The following is a 25,219-nucleotide window of genomic DNA, read 5'->3' as shown; positions in this document are numbered from 1 at the left end:
TTTCGGGGTATGAGAAATATTCTGCTGCTTTCCCTATCGCTATTCTTTGCTACTGCCTGTACGCTTAAGCCTACCAACAAGCACGACGTTTTCACCGAACGTGCTCAACTGCCCCAAGAGGAAGCGCCTCACCTACGTAATTCTCTGGAGTGGTGGTACTTCACCGGCCATTTGAAGGACAAGGCAACTGGTGAGACCTATGGTGTGGAGTACGTATTCTTCCACTTCAACCCCACGGGTAAGCAGGACTATCAAATGGTGAACTTTGCTCTCACCGACCCACAAACCAAGCAATTCCGCTACGATTACAAGGTAGAACGGCTGCCTAAATTGCTTCCTGCCATGCTTCCGCTCAGCCTATCCATGAAGAAAAAGGATGAGCGTTGGACCTTAAGCGGTCAGGAAGGCCGCTACCGTCTACAGGCGCGCATGGCTGCCCATCGGGGTTTAGCCGTGAACCTTACCACTACGCCCGCCAAGGCTATCTTGCTCCACGGCGGCACGGGCTACGAAAAATACGGGCCAGTGGCTCAGGCTGGCTACTATAGCTATCCGCGCCTCACGGCTATCGGTACAATTGAAATTGATGGCAAGCCGCGGGAAGTGGAAGGCGAGCTGTGGTACGACCGCCAATGGAACTGCAACTCGGTGACCACGAAAGACCTCGGCTGGGATTGGTTTTCGGTACAGCTTGATGAGCCACGTGAGGAAATTATGGCGTATCAGCTTTTCAATAAAGCCACCGGCCAAACGGTGAGCGGCGGCTCGCATTTTGGCCCCCAAGCCCAGAACACGCACCTTGCCGCCGAGGACTTTCAGCTCGAAACCCTCGATTATTGGACGAGCCCTACCTCCAAGCTGCGCTACCCTAGCAAGTGGCGCCTGCGGGTACCCAAACAAGGCTATGACCTTACCATTGAACCAATCATACCCGATCAGGAGCTGACGCTCAAGCTACTACCTGGCATCAAGATGAGCTACTGGGAAGGCATGTGCCGCGTGACGGGCACCCACAATGGTAAACCAGTCAGCGGCAACAGCTACGTGGAAATAACCAATCGTAAAGAAGTAAAATCACCTCGTACGCTTCCGGTGGAAAGCTCAGCGCCTAGCAGCATTACGCGTTAGAAAGCCGATTCGCTATTCGCCATTCAGGATTATCCGAAAGGTGGTTCCTTTCCCTAGCTCCGACCACTTCACAAATAGTCGGCCTTGGTGGTAATTCTCGATAATTCGCTTAGCCAACGCCAACCCTAGGCCCCAACCCCGCTTTTTGGTAGTGTAGCCGGGCAGGAATACACGATCAATCTTGCTCTTGGAAATGCCTTTGCCGGTGTCGGTGATGTCGATGGCCACTTGGGACTTATTGCGGGCCGGGCGACGCAGATGAATAGTAATGCTACCACGGCCATCCATCGCATCGATGGCGTTTTTGCAGATATTCTCAATTACCCAGTCGAACAGCGGAATATTAAGCTTGGCTGGTGTGTGCGTAGGCAGGCTGGTTTCAATCTTGAACACCACTTTCTTTGATACCCGACTTTGCAGGTAAGCAATGGCGTTCTGAGTCACCTGCAAAATATTTTCATCCTTGAGCACGGGCACCGATCCAATATTGGAGAAGCGCTCGGTGATAATTTCCAGGCGCCGCACATCTTTACCCAGTTCCTCCACGATTGGCTCGTCCCGGAACCGCTCCGACTCTTTCAGATAGGTGTGCCAAGCCATCAGGCTGCTTAGAGGCGTACCCAGTTGGTGAGCCGTTTCTTTGGCTAGACCTACCCACACGCGGTTTTGCTCGGCCCTGCGTGAGTAGCTGAAGGCGAAGTAGGCAATAACACCTAGGCAGGCAATAATAGCCAGTTGCACCAGCGGATAGTAGCGCAACTGCGTGAGCAGCACCGAGTCTTGGTAATAAATATAATTGCGCAGCCCCGCCGCGTACTCCACCACAATGGGTGGGTGCTGGGCTTTCATCTTCTCGATTCGCTCGCGCAAAAACTTAATCGAAGCTTCCTCCGACATGCCCTTGGGCAGGTCGATGTTTTTGGTGCCCTGAATATTCCCCTGATCGTCGGTGAAGATGATAGGGATGGTCGTGTTGGCATCAATAATCTGTTCCTGCACAAACACCAGGTTGGTTTCCTCCTCCGTGCTGATAATGTAGCGCTGGGCCTTGGCGTATAAGTCAATCTGCTGCTGCTCGCGCTCAGACAGGCGGCCTACCAGAATATTGGTGTAGATAACCGTGGCAGCGGCAATAAGCAAAGCGCCAGCCAGCACCACAAGCTTAATACGGGACTTCTGATCGTAAATCGGTAGCAAAGGCAGAAAAGCTGTAAGGCAGAAAAGCCCCCACGGGAGGCGCGAAGAACTACAAACGCACGGGCAACGAAGATACGTGCCCGCGCCCGATGCAGACGCTTTCCCCTCAACTCAGGTTCCACGGTTCTGCTTCGTAGCAGGTCGCTACACGAATTTTTTAAGTTTATCTGCGCACCAAAAAGCCCCCCAGCCGGGTTATAAGCGTTTTGGCACGATACTTTACATACCCTCGAACCACTATGGAGTGTCGGCTGTTTTCACACTAGCGATTTCCGCCGTATTTTTGCCCCCCAGATTCTCGCACTAGCACCAGCTATGCTCCACCCATTCAAGGCTGTCAGCCTGTCTTTCAAGAAAGCGCCCTTAGCCATTCGGGAGCTTATTGCATTAGACGAGGCCGCTTGCCGCCGCTTCCTACATACGCTCCATCACGACCTGGGTCTCAGCGACCTGCTCGTGCTCAGCACCTGCAACCGGACGGAGGTGTATTACACCGCCGATCACGACCACAGCACGGCCATCATTACGGCACTAGGCCACCTGAAGGGCTTGCCTGAAAGCCACGCCTATGCGTCCTACTTCGACGTGCTCGATACCTATGAGACGGCCGTTCAGCACCTTTTTGAGGTAGCTATGGGCCTCGACGCTCAGGTGGTAGGCGACTTACAAATCAGCAATCAGGTAAAGAACGCTTATCAATGGGCTGCCGATGCGGACGCCGCTGGTCCGTTCTTGCACCGCCTGATGCACACTATCTTCTTCACTAACAAGCGCGTACAGCAAGAGACCAGCTTCCGCGACGGGGCCGCGTCTACCTCTTACGCCACCTTGGAACTGGTGGAGGAATTGACCGCCGACGTTGCTAACCCCAGCATTCTGGTGGTAGGATTAGGTGAAATTGGGGCTGATGTATGTCGCCACCTCGGCGACAGCAACTTGTTCACGAATGTGAGCATCTGTAACCGTACCCGTACTAAGGCCGAAGAATTAGCGACTGAGTGTGGCTTGCGCGTGTTCGACTTCGAAGACTTGGTAACTGGCTTGAAAGACGCCGATGTAGTTATCTCGTCCATCAACCGCGATTCGCCCTTCTTCACCACCGATATGGTGGCGCGCCTCGACGTACTGAACTACAAGTTTTTCATCGACCTCTCGGTACCCCGTAGCGTAGAGGCCGAAGTGGAAAACGTGCCCGGCGTGCTGGTATACAACATCGACGCTATCCATAGCAAAGCTAGCGCGGCGCTAGAGCGGCGCTTGGCCGCCGTACCGCAGGTGCGCGCTATTATCGCCGAAAGCATTGCTAGCCTCTCCGACTGGACCAAGGAAATGCTGGTGTCGCCCACTATTCAGAAGCTGAAGAATGCCTTGGAGCAGATTCGGCAGGAAGAAATGGACCGTTACCAGAAGAAAATGCCCCCGAGGAAGCCAAGCGCATGGACGAAATTACCCGCTCCCTGATGCAGAAGTTTCTGAAGCAGCCGGTATTGCAGTTGAAAGCAGCCTGCAAACGCGGCGAAGCAGACCAAGTAATTGATATTATCACGGAGTTGTTCGACTTAGAGAACCAGCCGACAACTGCCCATTAGTAAGCCTTTACTTGCTACTAACCCCAAACGAAAAAAGACCGCTAATAGCGGTCTTTTTTCGTTTGGTTTCGTGAGCGAAACAGGTGATTACATAGATTCGCAGCAGTCCTCGAGTGAGTCGATCACATCAAGCAGCTTAGGAATAGATAGGGAGTAGTAGATCTTGGTGCCTACTTTGAATGAGGACAGAATGCCACGGTCTTTCAAAGTGATAAGATGCTGAGAAGCAATGGCTTGAGGCAAGTCGAGAGAACGGTAAATCTCCGTTACAGTCATCTTGTCCTCCTTACCCAGCAAATCCACGATTGCAAGGCGTTTAGGGTGGGCCAACACTTTCAGCATTGCGGCAGCCTTGTCTACTTTCTTGGATTCTACGCGCGCCAGCAGTGGTTTCATATACTAGTACAAAGGTGGAAAACTTAGGGAGAGAATAAGGATCATACGATATTCTATACCTGCAAAGTTCCTTTGAAACGAACATAGCCCTGAAAAGATTTGGTTTTCGCCGAGTTTCTTGTGGCTTTACTCACAAAAAATTTAGTTATAAAAGCTAATTCCTGAGCGCTAGCATGGGTCTACTTACCTTTGCACCATATTTTTCACTCTGTTAATTTTCTTGTATTTCTAATGAAAGACCTACTGGCCCAATTTGAAAATAAGCGTCCCGAAATAGTTTTTGAATGGAAGGACGCTGAAACTGAGGCCGAAGGCTGGGTCGTCATTAACTCTCTGCGCGGCGGAGCCGCCGGCGGCGGAACCCGCATGCGCCAGGGCCTGGATAAGCGCGAGGTCGAAAGCCTGGCTAAAACCATGGAAGTAAAGTTCACGGTATCAGGGCCGGCCATCGGGGGGCAAAATCGGGCATCAACTTCGACCCGCATGACCCGCGCAAGCGCGGCGTGCTGGAGCGCTGGTACAAGGCCGTTATTCCGTTGCTCAAGAATTATTACGGCACCGGCGGCGACTTGAATGTGGACGAAATTCACGACGTGATTCCTATTACCGAGGACTATGGCCTGTGGCACCCCAAGAGGGTATCGTAAACGGTCATTACCACGCCACGGAGCCGCAGAAGATTCAGAAGCTGGGGCAGTTGCGCCAGGGAGTAGTGAAGGTAATTGAAGATGCGACGTTCACGCCTAGCCTGAGCCGCAAGTACACCGTGGCCGACCTAATTACTGGTTACGGCGTGGCAGAGGCGGTACGCCACTATTATGAGCTCTGGGGCGGTGAGTTAGTTGGTAAGCGTGCCCTCATTCAGGGTTGGGGTAATGTAGGCGCGGCGGCAGCGTATTACCTTGCCAGCCAGGGTGTTCATATTACGGGCATCATCGACCGGGCCGGTGGCTTGCTGAATGAGAATGGGTTTTCGCTGGAAGAGATTCGTGAGCTGTTTCTCGCTAGAAAAAACAATACACTCATTGCCAGTGGCTTGCTCTCATTTGAGGAAATTAGCCAGCGCATCTGGTCTTCAGGAGCCGAGATATTTATTCCTGCCGCCTCATCCCGTCTGGTTTCGCGCAGCCAAGTAGAGCAAATGCTGGCCGGCGGCCTGGAGGTGATTTCCTGCGGAGCCAACGTGCCTTTTCAAGATCCCGAAATCTTCTTCGGGCCTACCGGCGAGTACGCCGACCAACACGCTTCCGTCATTCCCGATTTTATTGCCAACTGCGGTATGGCTCGGGTATTTGCTTACTTGATGGAGACCAACGCCGAAATCACCGACCAAGCCATTTTTAGCGATACGTCACGCGTTATTCGTCGGGCTTTGGAGCGCACACGCCAGCAGGGCGACGGCCGTACGGGACTAGCGCAGAAGTCGTTTGAAATGGCCTTGCGGGAGCTTGTATAGTTCGTTGATTGTTCGCTAAAGAGGGCAATCGTATTTTATAATACTATGACTGTCAACGAATTTCTTCAATATCGATTTTTCGGCAACAACATCGGTACTTACCTCGTGTGCGGGTTATTATGCTGGTGGGCTACGCTTTCAAAACCCTACTGTCGCGCTTGTTATCGCGTCTGCTGTTTCGGTTTCTGCGCAAGCAAACGGAGGGTGTTAGCGAAACCCAGTTTCAGGTGCTGCTCATCAAACCGATTGAAGTTGTCGTCGTTTTGATCACTATTTTTCTGGCGTTCAAAGTGCTTAATTATCCGGTTCGCACTTCCGATCTGGACAAAAGCGAGCACTGGCTTGAGCTGCTTGTTTTTCGGGTTTACCAGATTGGTTTTATCACGGCCATTTGCTGGGTAGTTCTTCGGCTGATCGATTTTTTTGTACTGGTATTCAGCCGCAAAGCCGAAATCGTTCCTTCACGCCTGAATAATCAGTTGATCCCTTTTGCCAAGGATCTGCTGAAGGTGTTTGTGATGATCATTGCCTTTCTGATTATTCTCGGCAAAGGCTTTGGCGTGAATGTGACGGCCCTAATTGGCGGCTTAGGCATCGGCGGCTTGGCTGTAGCATTTGCGGCCAAGGAAAGCCTCGAAAACCTCATCGCTTCCTTCACCATCTTCCTTGATCGCCCCTTTAATGTAGGCGACCTGGTAACTGTGGGCGGCGTAACCGGCACCGTTGAGAAGGTAGGTTTCCGCAGTACTCGTCTGCGTACGGTGGAGAAAAGCTACGTCACGGTGCCTAATAAGTCGATGATTGATAAGCCGTTGGATAATTTGTCGCTGCGTACCGCCCGGCGCGTCAACTTCACGCTCACTATCAGCCACGAAACGACCAGCGACCAGCTTCGTCGCATTATTGCCGATGCTACGGCCACTATTCGGGCGCACCCGCTTACGACTAATGAAGTGCAGTTGCAGTTCACAGCTCTCACCCCTACCGCCAAGGAAGCCGCTGTTCAGTATTTTGTCGAGACGAATAACTACGATGAGTTTCTGGCGGTGAAAGAGGAATTGAACTATGCTATTGTGGAGGCAGTGGAGCGCCACGGCGGCAAGTTTGCCAATATGCTGGCCAGCACTCAATCGCCTGCCGACCGGCTGCAAGGTCTCGAATCTGTTGATCAGCCCGTTTTGGGGAAATAACAACTGCGTAGCTTCTACCATTATTACGCAAAAAAGCCCCCAGAAATATTCTGGGGGCTTTTTATGTGTCAGACTATTATAGACTGGTTCTAGCGGCCGCCGAGCAGACCGCCCAGCAGGCCGCCCATACCGCTGCCGCCACCGAGGAGGCTGCCCAGACCGCCGCCGCCGGCGGAACGGGGTGCCGAGTTTGGGCGGCCGCCCAAACCGCCCAAGATGGACGTGAGGGATCCTAAGCCGCCGCTGCCTACGTGCGAGCCACGCTGGGGCAATTGCTGGCCACCACCGCCTAGTACGTTGCCTAGCAAGCCGCCGCCGAGCAGACCACCCAACAAGCCACCCATGCCGCTACCGCCCATGCCGCCCATCAGGCCACCCATAGAGCCACCGCCCATTAGGCCACCTAAGCCACCGCTGCTCATCGCACCACCCCGGTTGCCGCCCATTACGCGCGACAGCACCATCGGGGCCACTACACCCAGCAGACCACCCATCAGGGCGCCTTTGGGGATGCCGGCACTTTCAAGTTTATCAGTAATGCCGCCGAAGAAGCCCTGCTTGGCAGGATCGTTCGCATCGTGAGGCACTTTCTCGGCTTGGTCAACTACTTGCTCCAGCGTGTGCTGCTGTTGCTGATTAATGCCGAGATACGTGGAAATCTTATTAACCATTGCCTCTTCGTCGTTGGAATAAGCTCCATCGGCGCGGGCAAAGCTGATCAGGTCGGTTACCAGCGAAAAGCGTAGCTCACTACCTTTCAACGCGTCCAGATTCTGCTGTACAGTGCTGTTAGTGGCATCCTGAGCGGCGCTTACTACCTGTTGGGTAGAGCCACTGGAGAGACCAGCAGCTTGAGCGAGCTGCTGCAAAAACTCTATCTCGGCGTCTGAGGCCTGACGGTCGGCGGAGGCCAAGCTGGCAATTACGCTGAGGTAAGCGGTTTTCTCCTGTTCAGAGTAATTCTGTAATACTTGCGTGTTGTCCATAGCGGTTGAGGTTGGGAGGAAAGAAAAGTACTGCTCTCCTTAACGCACTCTATCGGGAAATGTTGATGCTCGACTATACCCCGCAAAAAAGAGTTGTAGCACAACCCTTTTGCCACGCTTTTAAGTAAGGCTAGAAATCGAAATACTCGTCGGGTTGTGGCTGGGCTGGCTTCTTTACCGGCTTTTTCAGCTCAAATGGCTTTCGCGCCTCTGCCGGCCGAGTCGCAGGCGTCGCAACAGGATCGGTAGTGACATCCAGTGCATCACTCAGATTAGGACGCGGACCGCTGCCGGGGGGCGTTGCGGCAGCCCGGTTAGCCTGCGCGCGCGCCCGATCATAGCTTACTTTGAAGTTGTTCTCATCGCCCTGAATAGCCAGCAACAGGTTGGGCCCAGTGGTGCCGCTTCCCCCCATAGATGCCCGATGCAGCAGCCCCGGCAATACCGGAATAGAGAGGTGATAATCCATCTGCTGATCAAAGGTATGCGTGCCCGTAACGCGAATAATGGAGGCAGTGCGCACGTTAGAGCGGATTTCCATTTCCGGCATATACACTGTCCGGCTCTGAATATAGAAGTTGTTGGTGAGCTCTGCGAAGCGCAAATGGCGCAATTGGTCCCGACGAGCTATCATAGAAAGCTTCTGCAACGGCTCAAAATTATTGAGTTCCCCATCGCGCACCGTTGCTCTTACTTCGGCTTCCATTCGGTCAGTAAGCGGCGTCAGACGGCGGTCAAAGTACAGGTCCGACTCGCCCGAAGCCGTGAGGCGGCCGCGTAGGTGACGAGCCGTAATAAACTTCTGGCCAAAGTCCTCAAACACGTAAAACAGACTATCAAGCGGCAGCTGCGAGCAGGCCATGGTGGTATGCACCTTCAGCAAATCGGGCTGGCGCGCATCAATGCTTCCTCGAATGCTGGCTTGGCCGCCAGCCGCTGCCACACTCAGCGTAGGCGAAGAAATAACTTGGTCGCGCAGGCGCACCGTGCCATTGAGGTTACGCCCCCGGAACCGCCGAAATTGCACTCGGCCTACGCTGGCCTGTACGTCTAAGGCCAGATTGGGGGCTACGTGAAACTCGTATTCGGATTGCGGCCCGCGCTTTTTACCCTTTGGGGGGCTTTTCTGCGCAGCGTCAGCTAATTGCGCGCTCAGCAGCTGGTCAAAATCAAGTAAGCGCGACTCCACATCGGCCTCCACTAAGAGCTGTTGGCGGGGAAGCAATAGCCACCCCAGCGCATTTTTGAACAGGCCGTTTAATTGAAAGTCAGAGCGACCTATTCGCCCCTTAAAATCACTAACGGCTACATCGTTACGACGCAGAATAAAGTTGCCACTGAGCCCCGTAAACGGCTGCCCAAAATCGCGCAGGCGCAAACTCACACCTCGTAGCGTCAGGTCGCCGCTAGACTGCACGGCGGCGGTTGCAGGTTGGGCCCGGAAGGCTCGCAGGTTGCCGTTGAAGCGCACGGCTAGGCGCGCATCACCACTGGCTGTACGCACGGCGGCTACTGGGTAGAAGCGCAACGCACGGGCTACGTCAAGGTCAGCCCGCAGGTCGAGTTGTACCGTTGGGTCTTCGAAGTTATGATAGCGCAAATTGCCCCCCAGCGCCCGCCCGTGTAGCGTGCCGCGCACCTGCCGCAAAGCCAACGTAGACGTGCTCAACGACCGCTTGTTGCCATTATCAAAGGACCCCGTCAGATAGACGTGTTCCACGGTCTCGCGGTACTCAGGATGATAGAAGGAAGCATCGCGACAGCCAAACTGCACATCTACCCGCGGATTGCTGCGCGCAGACATAGCTCCGCGTACCGTACCTCTAAAATACACCTCACCCCTACTACGGTAAGCGCTTAAGTTTCCAGCCAGGCGCGACGGCAGCAACGCCACCACCGATTGGATGTCTGTCTGCCGACCCTCCAAGCGTAAATCCAGTTGCGTTTCGCCTCCATATCCTACCGTACCCGCCACACCATACGTAGCGGGCCCAATGCGCAAATCGGAGGGCTGAATGGTAACTCGTCGGCCTGGGCGGTCAATAGCTATCAGGGTCTTCAGTGTCAACTCCTTTTGCCGAAAGTATTTATCCTGCCCTAGCTCAATCCCTTCGATACGCGCCTTCCCATCGGCTTGAATATCAATGAGCTCATCCGTTACCGAAAGGCCCGCGCGCAAGTCGTGGGCTCGGATAGTATGCCGCTGCCGCCGCGCTGCATCATCGTATATTACCAGCACCCGCCGCAGCACGATACGTTCCAAATCAAATGCGAAGGGCTTATCATCGGATGTGCCCGATGAATCGGCCCGAAAGACGTCCCAGTTAGGTTGGCTTTGCGCATCATAGCGCACCTGCACCGTTGCTGAGTCCAGGGTCACGGCCCGAATGCGGTAACGACCAGCTACAAGGTCCCAAACGTCGAAGGCGCAGTATAAGCGACGGGCGCGCGCCAGAGCCACGGTATCTTGAGGTAAAGAGCCCCCCACTACCACATTCTGCAGCGTTACCGACACTCGCGGAAACTGATCGATCAACGAAAGATCAATTTTACCCACTTGCACAGGTGTACGCAGGTGCCGGTTGGCTTCCCGCACAAACAGCGCAATGATGCGCTCCTCCCCCAGCCAGATTCCCAAAATGCCCCCCAACAGCAGCAAAATGCCTCCCAGCAGCGAGTACAGAAAAAACTTTTTTAAACGAATCAACAACCGAAATTTTCTGGTAGTGAAACAGTTGAGAGGTTTTTTGGCCTCCCTCACTAAAAATTATAGCCCGAAGGTCGCGGTTTTTTTTGCGTATTCGAAAATGACCTGCCATATTTGCCATCCCAAACGGGAACAAAGGGAGATTAGCTCAGCTGGTTCAGAGCATCTGCCTTACAAGCAGAGGGTCACTGGTTCGAACCCAGTATCTCCCACTAAAAGGACAGTCGGTAACGGCTGTCCTTTTTTTGTTTATAGTTTTAAGATTGGTAAGACATGTAGCAGGTTAAAGGCCGTAAAAAATCAATATATTTATCCGTTTTAGTGGGATCTTTATAATAAAGTAACCTGCTGGAGCGTATAGCGTATTCAGCTTGTCATTACAGTAGCTACACCGCTACATTAATAATACCCTCTCTCCCTACCCTTTCTGTATTATGAAACACTTACTGACTTTTAGCCTTTCCTTATTACTGGCTGTAACTTTTACTGCTTGTGGTGAAGAGAATGAGCCAGATGCAACAGATCCTAAGACAACTCTGCTGATTAATAAAGATTGGCGCGCAACAGCGGATGTTAGCGTGACCACTACTAGTGCCGGTGCTACCACAACAGTCGATAATTACGCCGCATTGCAGGCTTGTGGTAAGGATGACTTCATCCGCTTTAACGATAATGGCGAATTAGAGATAAATGAAGGCCCTAGCAAATGCGCTGCTCCCGATCCGCAGACAGCGAAGGGCACCTGGAGCTGGAATGCTGATAAGACGGTTATCACCTTTACGGAACCCTGCTTATGCCCCAATTTCCCTCCTACGCTCAGCGGTCCGGCCGATTTAACGTCCTCTACTATGACTGTTAAGCAGACATCGACGAGCAATGGCGCCACTACGGTCCGTACCGTTACTTATGGGTCTATATAAGGCTATTTGGTAGTCACAAAAAAGCCCGCTTCATAATTGAAGCGGGCTTTTTTGTGACTACCAAATAGCTACTCAACAACCAGTCTGTGTTACTACACTTGCTCGGCTAGCTGTTAACTTGCGCCGCCACAGCAGCCCTATTTATGCCTGACTTGTTTCGCTTTCGTTTCTTTAAGTCGAGCAGCCAGTGGATTGTAGGGGGCTTTTTTGGGGTGTTGATCAGCATAGGTTTGTGGCTGCATAATGACTACGGCGTATCGTGGGATGAGCCGAACAACCACCTCAATGGGCTAGTCAGTGCAAAGTACCTGGCTCAGTTGGTAGCTCCCGAGTTGGTAGCCAGCCAACCCAGCAGTCGCCTGATTCCCGACATCCAGAACTTTGCGGATGCTGATCATGGTGTAGCGTTCGAGCTGCCGTTGGCCCTGCTCAGCTTTGTTTTTACTCATGGCGATTCACAGGCGTTCTATCGTCTTCGTCACCTTTGCGTCTTTCTTGTTTTCGTGCTCGGGGTTTGGGCCTTGTATCAGCTCGGAAAGCAACGGTTTGAAAGCTGGCGTTGGGGGTTATTGGGCACGGGGCTGCTCGTGCTCTCGCCCCGGTTTTTTGCCGAGGCTTTCTACAACGGCAAAGACATCGTGTATATGGCCTTCTTCACGCTGGCTATCTACACGCTGGTGCGGCTGCTGCACCACCCGACGCGGGGGCGCGCCCTCGTCCACGGGCTCGCCACGGCGCTGGCCGTCGATGTGCGCGTGCAGGGGTTGCTGCTGCTAGTCGTAACGCTGGTTATGCTGTGGCTGGAAGCCCGCCACCGAGCGCGGAATGAGCGCGGAATGTTGCTGCGAGTGGGCGGAGTATATACTGTGGCCGCGCTGATTTTTACGGTGTTGGGGTGGCCCTACTTATGGGCCTTGCCCTGGAAAGAACTTTTAGCGGCTACGCAGCGAATTAGCCAATACCCCTGGGCGGGGCGGGTGGTATACTTTGGGCAAGTCTTGCCGGGCACGCAGCTTCCCTGGCATTATATCCCAGTATGGATAATCATCACAACGCCTTTACCTTACGTAATATCCGCCTTAATCGGAGTGGGCCTCTGGCTGCGGAAGATAAGTTGGCGAGGGCGAGCAAGCGTAAGTTCATTTGCCGGGCGCCTCGATCTGCTTTTCGTGAGCTGGCTACTGGTACCTGTGCTACTGGTCATGGCATTGCGTCCGGTAGTGTATGATGGCTGGCGGCACTTATACTTCATCTATCCAGCGCTGATACTTCTGGCGGTGCATGGCGTGCATACGCTCGCGGCAACAGCGCGGCAGCGGCCTCAGTGGCGGCCGGTGGCTATAAGTGCGGCCCTAGTTGTCAGCGGCGGAATGGTACACGCGGCCTGGCGCATAGTGCGCGACCATCCGCACCAGCAGACGTATTTCAGCATTTTGCCCCCCAGCTTCGCTCAGCACAACTTCGACCTCGACTATTGGGGCCTTTCCTACCGTCAGGGGCTTGAATGGGCACTTATGCACGACCAGGCTCCCACAATCAACGTATACTCGCCCTGGCCCAGTGGTCACCTAGTTTATACGAACTCGCTAATTTTGCCCCCCGCCGACCGCGCCCGCCTACGCTTCACAAACCACCAAAACGCCGACTATACCCTCACCAACTATCGTTATCGAACGCATTCTTTTCCCGACACCATCGGTCGGGAAGTACATACTATTCAGGTTAATGGCGTGCGCATCCTGTCGGTTTTTCGACGCTCTGATAAGTAAGTCGGCTGATAGCGGGTTAACCTTTTTTATAACTATACCGCTCGCGTGCCCGGTATCGTTCCTTACTGCGTGATGTCACTGCTTGAAGTTTCTACTGCTCAGCACCGGCGGCAATTTCTGGAGCTGCCGGCCCAAATTTATCAACACCATCCTAACTGGATTTCGCCCCTCGATAATGATGTTGAGGCCGTATTCGACACGCGACGCAATCCCAACTTTCAGCATGGCACAGCCACTCGCTGGGTTCTGACCAATGCACAAGGTCGGGCCATTGGTCGCATCGCCGCTTTTGTGAATGAGCTTACCGCACACACCGATCCTACGTTACCGACCGGTGGAATCGGTTTTTTTGAGTGCATTAATGATCAGGCCGCAGCCAACCAACTCTTTGGTGTTGCCCAGGAGTGGCTACTGACGCGTGGGATGCAGGCCATGGATGGGCCTATCAACTTTGGGGAGCGCGACCGGTTTTGGGGCTTGCTGGTCTCGGGCTTCACGGAGCCTAACTATGGGATGTTTTATCATCCGCCTTATTATCAGCAGCTGTTTGAAAACTATGGCTTTCAGGTGTACTTCAAGCAGTACACCTGTCACCGGGAAGTAGCTGAGCCTCTGCACCCAAGCTTTACGCGCACCGCTGAGCGCTACGCGCAGGAGGAGCCAGCTTACACGTTTGCCCACTCAGTAGGTCGCTCAGCCGACCAGATGGCCCATGATTTTCATCATGTGTATAACCTGGCTTGGGCTAATCATTCGGGTATCAACCCGATGACGTTGGACAAAGCGCACCAGCTGGTGCGCCAAATGCGGCCCGTTATGGACACGCGCCTGCTTTGGTTTGCTTATCACCAGGGTGAGCCCGTCGCTTTTTTTGTGAGTTTGCCCGAGTTGAATCAGATTTTTAAGCACGTAGGGCCAAGGCTAAATCTGGGGGGCAAAATTCGGTTTGTATGGGAAAAATGGCGCTACGAACGCCGACAGCCGCGCAAAATGTTTGGGGTCATCTTCGGCGTGGTACCCGCTCACCAAGGCAAGGGCGTCGAGTCGGCGATGCTGGTGCACGCGCAAGAGGCACTTGTGGCGGCAGGCTACACGGAAATTGAGATGAACTGGATCGGCGACTTCAACCCGCGTATGTTGGCTCTTACCCGCTCCATCGGAGCCCGCATTTCCAAAACGCACGTGACGTACCGCAAGCTTTTCGACCCCACCCGAAAATTCGAGCGTAGCGCGATAATCAGGTAGCCCTCAGCTACACCTGCTGCCGAAACAGCGTATCGAGCGCCAGCACCTGCGGTATCAATAATTGCTGATCATCATTGTACACGACGTAATCGGCCCGCTGGACCTTTTCCTCCTCGCTCATCTGCTTGCCGACAATAGCCAGAATATCGGCAGCAGTACGGTGGGGGTCGCGGCGTAATACGCGGGCTTGTCGCACGTCTTGGGGGGCAAAAACCGTAATAATACGGTCGAGCTGGCGGTAGGCACCCGACTCAAAAAGCAAAGCTGCCTCCTTTAACGAGTAGGCGTGTCCTGCTTGCTGCTGCACTACGGCCCAAGTTTCAAAGTCGCGGCCTACGTGCGGGTGCACCAAAGTATTGAGCTGGGTTAGCTGCGCGGGGTCTGAGAAGGCAACGCGGGCCAAATAGGCTCTATCCAGCTGGCCCGACTCGCTAAACGTCTGGGAACCAAATGTGGTCAATAGTTCGGCTCGCAGACCTAAATCATTGGCCATGATCCATTTGGCTCGATAGTCGGAATCATAAACCGGCACGCCCAACAGTTGAAACAACCGGCAGACAATACTCTTCCCCGACCCAATTCCGCCGGTAATACCAATCCGCAGCATACTCATCTAACCCGTGAAACCCGCACGGCGGGTGTTTTTATAAGGGTGCCACGGGCTAATGACGGAGCCTGTACAAGCATAGGCTCCAGGCTGGAATCGGGAGCAGTTAGCTTACGATAGTTCAGCATTACCCTCAGTTCCTGCAGGTTCAAACGGGCAGTGTCCTCAGGGAAGCATTGTACCTCTACGGTTACGGTAGCAGGAAAAAACCCAAACTTCTCCCCCACCGGAAAATTATTCAGCTCAGGTACTATCTGCACAGGCACGGTTAGCAGAGGGCGCGGCTGTAGGCGCACCTGAATTTCTTGCACATTGGTTTCCACCGAGGCCGGACCGCCGATAGGCACTATAATGGCACCGTCGCTACTACCAGCCGGTGCTTTGGGCAAGTGCACAGGATAGGGGCTAGCCAATCGATTTACGGTACGGGCCGGCCCCCGAAAGGCAATGCTTTCGGGTACAAAGCGTGCGGCGTAGGGCAAAGCGGAGCCATCAACATCCGGGCTGAGCGTCAACGGCAGCCGGCGCGTTATTAGCTCATCAAATTCAACCCAAAGTGTATCGGTCAGAATATAGTTGAACTGCATACCTTCCATCGCGGTCTGTAAGGCTGGCCGCAATGAACTTCCTGTAACAAAGCGGGTAGCGGTCGGCACTCTGCTTACGGGTACCTCCGCTGGCTTCACGTCCAGCATCAGGGCCTTACGCAACAACTTCCACCCGCGCCCCGTCACGTTTACGGCTACTTCACTGGGAAGCGGCTGCACGGGTATGTAACGCGTGGTATCGTAGCGCCAAGTCAAGGGATAGGTAATGCGGGTAGAATACGTTTTGTTCAGCGCATTCAGCAGCCAAAACGTGGAAGCCGCCATAAAACAAACGGTAACTGCCCGCCAGTAGCTGCTCTCCTGTCCGTAAAACGGACTGGTGAACCAGCGAACCAGACGGGCAGCACGAGTGAGCGGCAAAGCAGTATAGTTAAGGAAATTAGGGCGTCGTTACAGGAGCCTTCGCGGCCGGCGTTACTTCCCGCGCGATAGCGCTACGGTCAAACTTGAGGCGGGTGCCTCGGTCTACTTCAATAATCACTGATTCTTCGTGCACATCCACGATTTTGCCATGCAGGCCACCAATCGTAACCACCGTAGCACCTTTGGTCAGCGACTCGCGGAACTTACGTGCCGTAGCCGCCCGCTTCTGCTGAGGCCGGATCATGAAGAAATAAACCACGGCGGCAATAGCCACCGGAAACAGAAACTGGGTAATGCCCCCGCCGGGGCTTGCAATAAAAGCGTGAGGAACATCGGAGAGGTGTTGGGTTGAAGAAAAAACGCCGCGGCCACCAAAGAGCTGGCGGCGCCCGGGTCAGCAAAAATAACAAGAGCGGCTTGTGGGCCGCTCTTGCTTACCGTTTTATTGAGCTAACGGTCCGTTTTGGCCGTCAGGCAGGATGTTGGTCCGAATAGCAATCTGGGTGATAGTAGGCTGAGTGTTGGCCCGAATAGCTATTTGCTTGTTCTGAAGGCCAGTTTTGCCTTGGCTGTCAAACTGCACATCAATGGTTCCTTTACCACCGGGAGCAATGGGCTCTTTGGTCCAGTTAGGAGTAGTGCAGCCGCAGGAAGCCGTTGCATTTTCAATTAGCAGGGGGCTTTTTCCGGTGTTGGTGAACGTAAAGGTGTGCTTCACTACCTCGCCCGGCTTGATGTCGCCGAAGTTGTGCTCGGTTTCAGCGAAGGTCATCACCGGCGCATTCGGGTTAGGCGCTTCCGTTTCGCTGGCCACGTTGGGGTTGTCAACTACCGGGCTGGCCGTAGCATCGGCGGCAGTAGCGGCAGCATTCATGCCGGCGGCGCCTACTTCCGTGGACTTTTCATTGTTGCAAGCACCTAGCAACACGGCAAAGGCGAACAAGGAGGGAATGAGGGTACGTTTCATGGAGTTTGTTAGCAGACCATCTTATTTGGACAGCCTAAGTTCTTCGTTTTCAATTAAAAAAGCTACAACAGGTGAATGCTGGGCGGGGTTCCGGCACCTAGCAGCCACTTGGCCCTAGTGAGGCGCACAAAATTAGGCGCTGGGGGGCTTTTTTCTATTTCAAATTATCAATTACCGCCTGGGCAAATTCGCTGGTTGAGGCCTTACCTCCCAAGTCGCCAGTACACTTTTCCTTTTGCAGCAAGGTAGCGTCCAAGGCAGCTTCGAGGCGGTCGGCGTGCGTGTGCTCGCCGAGGTGGTGCAGCATCATCAGGGCTGAGCGGAGCAAAGCCGTAGGATTAGCTTTGCCTTGGCCGGCAATGTCAGGAGCCGAGCCGTGCACCGCTTCAAATACGGCCATATCATCGCCAATATTGGCCCCCGCTACTACGCCTAAGCCCCCTACGAGGCCAGCGCAAAGGTCAGACAGAATATCACCGAAGAGGTTGGTCGTCACGATAACATCAAACTGCTCGGGCTTATTGACGAGCTGCATGCACATGTTATCAATAATCTTATCCTCAAACTGAATTTGCGGAAACTCAGCGGCCGCCTCTTTGCAGGCATTGATCATAAGTGTACCCGCCATCTTGAGGATGTTAGCCTTGTGCGCCAGCGTCACCTTTTTGCGGTTATGCTTGGCCGCGTACGCAAACGCCGCCCGGCAAATTTTGCGCGAGCCCTCCACTGTGATGCGGTTGAAAGAGTCGGCAATGCCTAAGCGCTCATCCCATACTTCGAGGCCTGAGTATAAGCCCTCGGTATTTTCGCGAAACAGCACCAAGTCAATCCCTTCGTAGCGCGTCACAATGCCAGGGTTGGTCTTGGATGGGCGCACGTTTTGGTACAGATCGTACTTCTGGCGCAGTGATACATTGATACTGCGGAATCCTTTGCCTACGGGCGTCGTGATGGGGCCTTTCAGGGCCACGCGGTTTTTCTCCAACGAATCCAGCAACGCCTGCGGAATCAACTCGCCCGATTGGTCGAAAGTCGTTTGGCCAGCGTTCTGCTCTTCCCACTGCACGGGCACCTGGGCGGCACTGAAAATATCCGTAACGGCCTTCGTGATTTCGGGTCCGATGCCGTCGCCGGGAATAAGGGTGATTGTATGCATTCTATTGATCTACTGATTGTTTGATGTGCAAATGTGCCGCAAAACGAATCGGCATTTTTAGGTAAAGTGCAGCCGTTACTTGGTTGCGTGAAATGCGAGTGTGCTGATGCGCCCCGATGGAGAACCATCCTAAGCACATCAGCACACCGTCAAATCAGCGCATTATCTAAACCGTCTTACGGGAATTGATTTGGTTGATGAGCTGGTCGACATCGCCGAGCAGTTGCTCCGCTTTGTCTTTGGCTTCGCGAATTACTTTCTGCCCCTCCGACTTGGCTGTGGATGGGCCGGCATCTACCCGGCTCGTCACTAAGCTTTCGGTAAGATCAGCTAGCACCTCACGGTACTTTTCAAGCTGATAACTAAGCCAGCTGCGGGTTTCGCGGCCTTTTTCAGGCGCGTACAGCAGACCCAAAACGGCTCCGGTAAGGGCACCGCCCGCGAAGCACACAAGGCCGGTAGTGGTTTTGCTACCCATATTTTTTAGAGAAGTGAGTACAAACAGGTGAGAAATGAGACGTTAGTTACTACTGAGTACGCAAAGACGCAAAATGAGATATATAGTCAACCGAATAATGGGTCGATGTCTCGCTTGCTTTCTGCTTGTACTAAGCTTTAACCATTACTGATTGTCAAGCAAGCCACGACCCGACTTGCGGATAGCACCGCTAGCCGTCAAATCCTGGGCCAGCTTGTCCAGAATACCGTTGATAAACTGCTTGCTTTTAGGTGTGCTATACATCTTGCTAATTTCGATGTACTCGTTGATGGTCACCTTCACCGGAATGCTACGGAAAAGGTGCATTTCGCAGAGGGCCATCTTCAGCACGATCTTGTCGAGTTGGGCTACGCGCTCCACATCCCAGTTCTGTACTGACTCGGCAATCAGCTTTTCGTAGCGCTCGTCATCCGCAAGCGTTTGCTGATAAAGGCTTTGGGCAAATTCCTTGTCCTCGGCCCAGTTGGCTGACAGTGCCATAAGCTCAAGATTCTCGTCGGCCGCCTCGTCGAGCATCTTTATAGTCTTCACCACTAGGTTTTTCACAACCGGACGATTTTCCTCCCAGTTCAGGTCAGCCTCATCTAGCTGGGTAGCCAGTGCGCCTTCCTTAAACACGAAGGTTTTGTACAGGTGCTTCAGCGCTTCCTGGTCTTCGGTATAATTGCCCCCCGGTGCGGCCAAGTACGCCTGAAACTCGGCGTCCTGCTTTATTTCCTGACGCCAAGCGGTGCGAAGCGCTTCCATCTCCTGCTCGCCGTTCCATTGCAGCTTGCGCCGAATGGTGAGGTCCTGCAGCTGCTTATTGCCCACGAGCTTCTCCAGCACTTGGTTTTGCTCAAAGCGAGTAGTGTCGAGTAGTGCTTCCTTAGAAGGCGTAAACCGACGTGCTTCACGGTCGCGCTCGTCTTCCATCACCCGCAGCAAAGTGGTAGGCAGGTTCAGCAGATGAATATATTGGTCGTGAATGCTCTCCGCGGCGTGCAGCATTTGCCCCTCAAAGAAGGTCCCTTCTTTCTTGACCTGCTTTTCATAGAAGCTGATGGCATCGGCCACAGCCTCGTTTACGGCAACATCTTCGGTTTTTTCCGGGTCAGCTTTGGTCTTATGCCATTCCTTAAAGATGACCTCGGCCAGCTTGCGCTGACCTTGCAGCACCTTGCGGTCCTGGGGTTCGGGGGAAGTGAGGTCGGGGGCAAATTCCTCGGCAATGCGGTCATTGGCCAGCAGAAAATCTGACCCTACTGCCTGATGGTAAGCGTATAGGGCCTGCATAACCTTGATGCGAAGCGAGCGACGATTGAGCATTCTGGTGTGGTGTCTGTTACGAGTTGTGAGTTGCCTGTTGTCAGTCAGAAGATACTGCTCTATAAAAAAGCTGTTCTGTTACCGGTCAAAAGGCAACCCACAACGCGCAACGCAATTAATAAGTTGATTTTACCTTGCCTAATGCAGCAATACGCTGCTCAGCTTGGCGAATAGCGGCTTTTTGAGGATGAATTCCCTCAAGCTCAGCCTTGTTAAGCACTTCTGTGGTGAAGTCGTAAATCTTTTCAGTCTGGCTCAGGGCCGACTTGCGGCTACCGCCAATTACCTCGGAGTAGACATTAATTAGCCCCCCAGCATTAATAAGGAAGTCGGGAGCGTAAATGATGCCGCGCTCTACCAGCGCCGGCCCATGCACGTTCTCGTCCTGCAGCTGGTTGTTGGCGCAGCCCGCAATAACGCGGCACTTCAAGCGGTCAATTGTGTCACTGTTGATGGTGGCACCCAGCGCGCAAGGTGAGTAGATATCTACCTCCTGATCGTAGATTTCATCGAGGCCCACGGCTACCGCGTTATACTTGGCCGCCATTTCTAGCTTGCGGTCCTCGTAGTAGTCGGTCAGCACAATTTTGGCGCCTTCCTTAATGAGGTGCTCCAACAAATAGCCCCCCACGTGGCCTACGCCCTGCACCGCAATGCGCTTGCCAGCCAAGCTCTCCGATCCAAAGGCTTTCTTGGCAGCGGCTTTCATACCCATATAGGTACCAAAAGCCGTCACGGGTGAAGGGTCGCCAGAACCGCCCATGCTCTCAGGAAGGCCAGCTACGTGCTTGGTTTCCATGCGGATATACTGCATATCCTTGGTCGTCATCCCTACGTCTTCGGCCGTGATATACTTGCCGTTGAGATTCTTCACGAAGCGACCAAACTTGCGTAGCAAGGCTTCGGTTTTTTGCGTTTTGGCGTCGCCAATGATGACGGCTTTGCCACCGCCTAGGTTCAAGCCCGAAATGGCTGCCTTGTAGGTCATGCCGCGTGATAAACGCAGCACGTCGTTCAGGGCTTCTGCGTCGGAAGCGTATTCCCACATGCGAGTACCGCCCAAAGCTGGGCCAAGCACCGTGTTGTGAATACCGATAATGGCCTTGAGGCCAGTTTCGTGGTCGTGGCAGAATACGACCTGTTCGTGTTGATGCTCGGCAATCTGACCGAAGACCGAAGTATTGGTCAACTCTTGGATTTCAACCATGCGGGACAAAAATTAAAATTGGGTGGGTGGGAAGGTAAACTGGGTGGAAAGCGGTTGTTGTATCTTTGAGGGCAAGACGAAGCTCCAACATGGTGAATCGTTGTGGTCGTAACTAACGTTAGACGTACGACGATTTGCGGAGCTGGAGCTTAGCATTACCCCTCAATTTGGGGGCAAAAGTAACCCGATTTTCTGATTTTGCCCCCCAGCCGTCGGGCTTACACCGCTTGGCGACTCCCTTCGCTACCCCATCCCAACCCCTCGACCTGTGCGCGCTCTTGCCTCTACCAATAAGTATTTGTATCGCTATAAATGGCATTTCCTGGGCGGGGTGCTATTCGTGGCGCTGTCGACGCTGCTGGCTATTTTCCCGGCCCAAATCGTGCGCTACGCCTTCGATTTGGTGAATGAAGGCATCGACTTGTATCACCTTTTTGCCGGCACGCAGGCGCAAAGCGGCGTGTACGAGCTGTTTGGGCGCAACGTGCTCCTTTACGGTCTGCTCATTGTAATTATGGCGCTGCTGCGGGGCATTTTCCTGTTCTTCATGCGCCAGACGCTCATTGTGATGTCGCGGCGGGTAGAGAACGACCAGAAGAACGAGATTTTTCAGCATTACCAATCGTTGCCGCTGAGCTTCTACCGGCGCCACAATACCGGCGACCTGATGTCGCGCATCTCCGAGGACGTGGGCCGGGTGCGCATGTACATCGGGCCGGCCATCATGTACTTCCTGCAGCTCGTCGTTCTATTTGTGCTCATCATCCCGCTGATGCTGATGGTGAACGTGAAGCTGACGATTTACACACTTTTGCCGCTGCCGATTCTCTCTATCAGCATTTTCTACGTCAATAATCTGATTGAGCGCAAGTCGGATGAAATTCAACGCTCACTCTCTAGCATGACAACGTTCGTGCAGGAGGCGTTTTCGGGCATCCGAGTACTGAAGTCGTTTGTCCGTGAAGAAGATTCGCACCAGCAGTTCACCGTCGCTAGCGACAACTACCGGGAGAAGTCATTGAGTCTGAACTTTGTGAACTCCCTGTTTTTCCCGCTGATTCTGTTTCTAGTCGGCTTAAGCACCATTATCACCGTCTGGATTGGGGACAGGAAGTTATTCGTGGCACTATCAGCGTAGGCAGTATTGCCGAGTTTCTGATTTATGTAAACCTGCTTACCTGGCCCGTTACGGCCCTGGGCTGGACTAGCAGCCTCGTGCAGCGGGCAGAAGCTTCACAGGCACGCATCAACGAGTTCATGAATCAGAAGACGGACATCATCTCCCGCCAAAATGTAGAGCGCGACATTCAAGGTGATATCGTATTCGACAATGTGTCTTTCACATATCCCGACACTGGTATTCAGGCTCTTAAAAACGTCAGCTTCCGGATTCGGCCCGGTCAAACGCTGGCGGTTATCGGCAATACGGGCTCAGGCAAAAGCACCGTAGCGGCCCTGCTTTGTCGTCTTTACGATGTAACCGACGGCAGCATTCTGGTAGACGGTACCGATGTGCGCGACTATGCCCTGACGTCGTTGCGGGAGCAAATTGGCTACGTACCCCAGGATGTGTTCCTGTTTTCGGACTCTATCCGCAACAATATCAATTTCGGCCTCGAAAACCCGACGGAGGAAAGAATGCTGCAAGCGGCCAAAGACGCCAACGTGTACGATAACATCGTACAGTTTCCGCTGGGCTTCGACACCAAGCTCGGTGAGCGAGGCATTACGCTGTCTGGGGGGCAAAAACAGCGCGTCAGTATTGCCCGAGCTTTGGTTAAGGAGCCCAAAATTCTGATTCTGGATGACTCGCTCTCAGCTGTAGATACCAACACGGAGAATGCCATTCTGGGTAGCCTTCAACGCATTATGGCCAACCGCACCAGTCTGATTATCTCTCATCGAGTATCATCGGTGAAGCTAGCTGATGAGATTCTTGTGCTCGACGACGGCCAGATTGTGCAGCATGGCACCCACGCTGCACTGATGGCGGACGCAAATGGCCTCTACCGTGCTCTCTACGAACGGCAGCTGCAGACGGAAGAAGTGTAAGGTTGGCATTACGACACAAAAAAGCCCCCAGACTTGTTCTGGGGGGCTTTTTTGTGTCGTTGCTATTATTGACCAAGCATCACCCGGCGCATACCTTTTCGTTCGCCGGCGGTGCATTGTACAATGTAGTAGCCAGCAGGCAAGCGACTTACGTCGAGTGAGGTCGGCTTATTACCAACCATCATATTTCGCGTCAGTACAGGTCGGCCTTCGCCGTCGTTTATTTCCACGCGGGTAGGACCGGCGGCGTCGGTGCGCACGATAAGGCTCTTGGTTAACGGGTTGTTATCCAAACTCACCTTAAGTGCTCCAGAAGTGGCGGCTGGCGCTTCCATCTTATCAGTTATCAAGGAAGGGACACCAGTAGCTGGCTCAGCAGCATCGGTGGACTTCTCAGCGGCAGCCGATGCGGTTAGTGCAGGGGCGGCTGGCTTAGCTGCGGGTGCCACGGGCTTCGCAGCGGTTTTCGTTTGGGCTAGAGTTGGCACCGTTAGCAAAAAGACCATTCCTAAGCCCAGCAATACAGTAAATTTTTTCATATGCATCCGAAACGAAAGAGACAAAGTCAATATCCTGTAAAAGTATAACGCAGTTGGTATTCTTCTATTCTAATTTTCCTCTTTACAACTGCATTCTATTCAGCCTCAACCGATAAGTAGGGCCCAGCCTAATTGCTGGCAAACGCCTTCTTCCTTTCATCAAATTTTTAGGTTTGTGTTAGGGTAGCTTTATCAGTTTTAGCCGCAAATTTTATCCTTCCGAAGATTGTGCCAAACCCAAATCGTCTCTTATCTTTGCGACTCGATTCTATCGGGGTGTAGCGTAGCCTGGTATCGCGCCAGCATGGGGTGCTGGAGGTCGTAGGTTCGAATCCTGCCACTCCGACAGAAACAGTTCGCTGTTTAAAAGAAGCCTTCGAATTTCGATTCGGAGGCTTTTTTTGGGCAGTAAAAGGAAGGCTTGGTGCCGCCACCGGCACCTCTCTCGGGGTGTAGCGCAGCCCGGTAGCGCGCGTCGTTCGGGACGACGAGGCCGTAGGTTCGAATCCTGCCACCCCGACTTACTCTAACTCTCAAAAAAGCCCCCAGACGATTGTTTGGGGGCTTTTTTATATATTATAATTTAATTATTATATCTACTATACTAGATGAAGTTAGGGTTGCGTTCTTTGCCAGCTTGGTATTCAATCACTTTATCTCTTTACTTCCTTTTCCACTATCTGTATGAAGAAGATCGTTTTTCTGGCATTACTCTTATCTCTAAACTTCTCAATAGCTCAAGCTCAAATAAGTAGAGGCACCTCTTTAATTGGGGGAAGTATTGGATACAATTGGTCTACTAATGAGAGCAAGTATGTTGGGTCAGTCATTCCTGCCGGTCCAAACCCAATAGAGCTCACTTATCAAAATTTTAATATCAATCCAAATGCAGGTTACTTTATAGCTGACAATCTAGCTGCAGGGCTGTCTTTTGGATTTGGTACAACAAAAGAAATTAGGCCTTATTCTGAAAGTGCCGATCCCGCCCGCCCGAACAAACTGATAACAAAATCTATCACTTATAATGTAGCGCCTTTTCTGCGTTACTACTATTTCCCGATTGAGAGCTTCGGATTTTATAGCCAATTATCAGCTGGATTAAATCATCAAGTTACTACCACTACATTTGATGGAATTGATAATGAACGTAAAAGTAAAACTAATGGGGGGGTGTCAGTATCACTCCAGCACTAGTTTTCTTTCCTTCTCATAAACTAGGTTTGGAACTGACTGCTGGTAGTATTGGCTATTCTCGCACTCGCACTAAGCCTTCAAGTTTACAGGAGGGACAATATGATAGGGAAACTAAAACCTCAAGCTTTGGAGCCAA

The 25,219-nt window shown here is 53.0% G+C and carries 19 protein-coding genes, 3 tRNA genes and 3 pseudogenes; 12 read left to right on the top strand and 13 right to left on the bottom strand.

The features are described from left to right. Nucleotides 1-9 precede the first annotated feature (9 nt). Nucleotides 10-1,128, top strand: coding sequence for a lipocalin family protein (locus EPD59_RS01410; protein ID WP_133271225.1), 1,119 nt, complete (start codon nucleotides 10-12; stop codon nucleotides 1,126-1,128). 12 nt (nucleotides 1,129-1,140) lie between these two features. On the opposite strand, the gene EPD59_RS01405 is transcribed toward EPD59_RS01410, so the two are convergent. Beyond that, nucleotides 1,141-2,325 carry a sensor histidine kinase gene (locus EPD59_RS01405; RefSeq protein WP_133271224.1) on the bottom strand — a complete coding sequence of 395 codons (1,185 nt, stop codon included), beginning with the start codon at nucleotides 2,323-2,325 and terminating at the stop codon, nucleotides 1,141-1,143. Nucleotides 2,326-2,640: 315 nt separating this feature from the next. On the opposite strand from EPD59_RS01405, the pseudogene hemA reads away from it, so the two are divergent. After that, a pseudogene (gene hemA, locus EPD59_RS01400) lies at nucleotides 2,641-3,914 on the top strand (glutamyl-tRNA reductase). An 87-nt stretch (nucleotides 3,915-4,001) separates the two neighbouring features. Here hemA and EPD59_RS01395 read toward each other — a convergent pair. Continuing rightward, complete coding sequence (locus tag EPD59_RS01395) at nucleotides 4,002-4,310, bottom strand: ArsR/SmtB family transcription factor (RefSeq protein WP_084443403.1); 309 nt, start codon at nucleotides 4,308-4,310, stop codon at nucleotides 4,002-4,004. A gap of 231 nt (nucleotides 4,311-4,541) precedes the next feature. Here EPD59_RS01395 and EPD59_RS01390 point away from each other — a divergent pair. Then, a pseudogene (locus EPD59_RS01390) lies at nucleotides 4,542-5,766 on the top strand (Glu/Leu/Phe/Val dehydrogenase dimerization domain-containing protein). A 107-nt stretch (nucleotides 5,767-5,873) separates the two neighbouring features. Further along, entirely contained in the window at nucleotides 5,874-6,956 is a 1,083-nt protein-coding gene (locus EPD59_RS01385) for a mechanosensitive ion channel family protein (protein WP_133271223.1), read from the top strand. Nucleotides 6,957-7,045: 89 nt separating this feature from the next. Here the strand turns inward: EPD59_RS01385 and EPD59_RS23080 are convergent, their stop codons facing one another. Further along, the gene (locus EPD59_RS23080) at nucleotides 7,046-7,942 is read right to left on the bottom strand and encodes a TerB family tellurite resistance protein (RefSeq protein WP_133271222.1); all 897 of its coding nucleotides are present in this window, start codon (nucleotides 7,940-7,942) and stop codon (nucleotides 7,046-7,048) included. Between the two features lie 130 nt (nucleotides 7,943-8,072). Next, nucleotides 8,073-10,649: an AsmA-like C-terminal region-containing protein gene (locus EPD59_RS01375; RefSeq protein WP_133271221.1), complete on the bottom strand. Its 2,577-nt coding sequence runs from the start codon at nucleotides 10,647-10,649 to the stop codon at nucleotides 8,073-8,075. 137 nt (nucleotides 10,650-10,786) lie between these two features. Between EPD59_RS01375 and EPD59_RS01370 the strand changes: the two genes are divergently transcribed. From EPD59_RS01370 to EPD59_RS01355, 4 genes are all read left to right on the top strand, one after another. Further along, nucleotides 10,787-10,861: transfer RNA gene (locus EPD59_RS01370), tRNA-Val, on the top strand. A gap of 222 nt (nucleotides 10,862-11,083) precedes the next feature. Beyond that, nucleotides 11,084-11,569, top strand: a complete 486-nt coding sequence (locus EPD59_RS01365) for a hypothetical protein (RefSeq protein WP_133271220.1) — start codon at nucleotides 11,084-11,086, stop codon at nucleotides 11,567-11,569. Between the two features lie 143 nt (nucleotides 11,570-11,712). Then, nucleotides 11,713-13,338: a glycosyltransferase family 39 protein gene (locus EPD59_RS01360; RefSeq protein WP_133271219.1), complete on the top strand. Its 1,626-nt coding sequence runs from the start codon at nucleotides 11,713-11,715 to the stop codon at nucleotides 13,336-13,338. A gap of 72 nt (nucleotides 13,339-13,410) precedes the next feature. Next, complete coding sequence (locus EPD59_RS01355) at nucleotides 13,411-14,583, top strand: GNAT family N-acetyltransferase (protein ID WP_133271218.1); 1,173 nt, start codon at nucleotides 13,411-13,413, stop codon at nucleotides 14,581-14,583. Between the two features lie 7 nt (nucleotides 14,584-14,590). On the opposite strand, the gene coaE is transcribed toward EPD59_RS01355, so the two are convergent. From coaE to EPD59_RS01315, 8 genes are all read right to left on the bottom strand, one after another. Next, a complete protein-coding gene (gene coaE, locus EPD59_RS01350) occupies nucleotides 14,591-15,196 on the bottom strand; it encodes a dephospho-CoA kinase (RefSeq protein ID WP_317128437.1) in 606 nt (201 codons plus the stop codon). Next, nucleotides 15,193-16,158: a YbbR-like domain-containing protein gene (locus tag EPD59_RS01345; protein ID WP_133271217.1), complete on the bottom strand. Its 966-nt coding sequence runs from the start codon at nucleotides 16,156-16,158 to the stop codon at nucleotides 15,193-15,195. The genes coaE and EPD59_RS01345 overlap by 4 nt, the downstream gene beginning before the upstream one ends. 19 nt (nucleotides 16,159-16,177) lie before the next feature. After that, nucleotides 16,178-16,435, bottom strand: a complete 258-nt coding sequence (yajC, locus tag EPD59_RS01340; protein ID WP_240731562.1) for a preprotein translocase subunit YajC — start codon at nucleotides 16,433-16,435, stop codon at nucleotides 16,178-16,180. 168 nt (nucleotides 16,436-16,603) lie between these two features. Further along, on the bottom strand, nucleotides 16,604-17,128 hold the full coding sequence (locus EPD59_RS01335; protein WP_133271215.1) for a DUF1573 domain-containing protein: 525 nt from the start codon (nucleotides 17,126-17,128) through the stop codon (nucleotides 16,604-16,606). 154 nt (nucleotides 17,129-17,282) lie between these two features. Continuing rightward, entirely contained in the window at nucleotides 17,283-18,284 is a 1,002-nt protein-coding gene (locus tag EPD59_RS01330; RefSeq protein WP_133271214.1) for an isocitrate/isopropylmalate dehydrogenase family protein, read from the bottom strand. Between the two features lie 166 nt (nucleotides 18,285-18,450). After that, a complete protein-coding gene (locus EPD59_RS01325) occupies nucleotides 18,451-18,762 on the bottom strand; it encodes a YtxH domain-containing protein (RefSeq protein ID WP_084443414.1) in 312 nt (103 codons plus the stop codon). 144 nt (nucleotides 18,763-18,906) lie between these two features. Beyond that, on the bottom strand, nucleotides 18,907-20,091 hold the full coding sequence (nusB, locus tag EPD59_RS01320) for a transcription antitermination factor NusB (RefSeq protein WP_133271213.1): 1,185 nt from the start codon (nucleotides 20,089-20,091) through the stop codon (nucleotides 18,907-18,909). A gap of 115 nt (nucleotides 20,092-20,206) precedes the next feature. Next, complete coding sequence (locus EPD59_RS01315) at nucleotides 20,207-21,298, bottom strand: Glu/Leu/Phe/Val dehydrogenase dimerization domain-containing protein (RefSeq protein ID WP_133271212.1); 1,092 nt, start codon at nucleotides 21,296-21,298, stop codon at nucleotides 20,207-20,209. 268 nt (nucleotides 21,299-21,566) lie between these two features. Between EPD59_RS01315 and EPD59_RS24000 the strand changes: the two are divergent. Continuing rightward, nucleotides 21,567-23,350, top strand: a pseudogene (locus tag EPD59_RS24000) (ABC transporter ATP-binding protein). A 65-nt stretch (nucleotides 23,351-23,415) separates the two neighbouring features. Here the strand turns inward: EPD59_RS24000 and EPD59_RS01305 are convergent. Then, complete coding sequence (locus EPD59_RS01305; protein WP_165963434.1) at nucleotides 23,416-23,889, bottom strand: T9SS type A sorting domain-containing protein; 474 nt, start codon at nucleotides 23,887-23,889, stop codon at nucleotides 23,416-23,418. 272 nt (nucleotides 23,890-24,161) lie between these two features. Between EPD59_RS01305 and EPD59_RS01300 the strand changes: the two genes are divergently transcribed. The 3 genes from EPD59_RS01300 to EPD59_RS01290 all read left to right on the top strand — a co-directional run bounded on the left by EPD59_RS01300 (nucleotide 24,162) and on the right by EPD59_RS01290 (nucleotide 25,083). Then, nucleotides 24,162-24,235: transfer RNA gene (locus tag EPD59_RS01300), tRNA-Pro, on the top strand. 100 nt (nucleotides 24,236-24,335) lie between these two features. Next, a tRNA-Pro gene (locus tag EPD59_RS01295) sits at nucleotides 24,336-24,409 on the top strand. A gap of 164 nt (nucleotides 24,410-24,573) precedes the next feature. Continuing rightward, a complete protein-coding gene (locus tag EPD59_RS01290; protein WP_133271210.1) occupies nucleotides 24,574-25,083 on the top strand; it encodes an outer membrane beta-barrel protein in 510 nt (169 codons plus the stop codon). Nucleotides 25,084-25,219 lie beyond the last annotated feature (136 nt).

Source organism: Hymenobacter radiodurans, from assembly GCF_004355185.1.
GTDB lineage: Bacteria > Bacteroidota > Bacteroidia > Cytophagales > Hymenobacteraceae > Hymenobacter > Hymenobacter radiodurans.
This window is presented reverse-complemented; position numbering and strand designations above follow the sequence as displayed.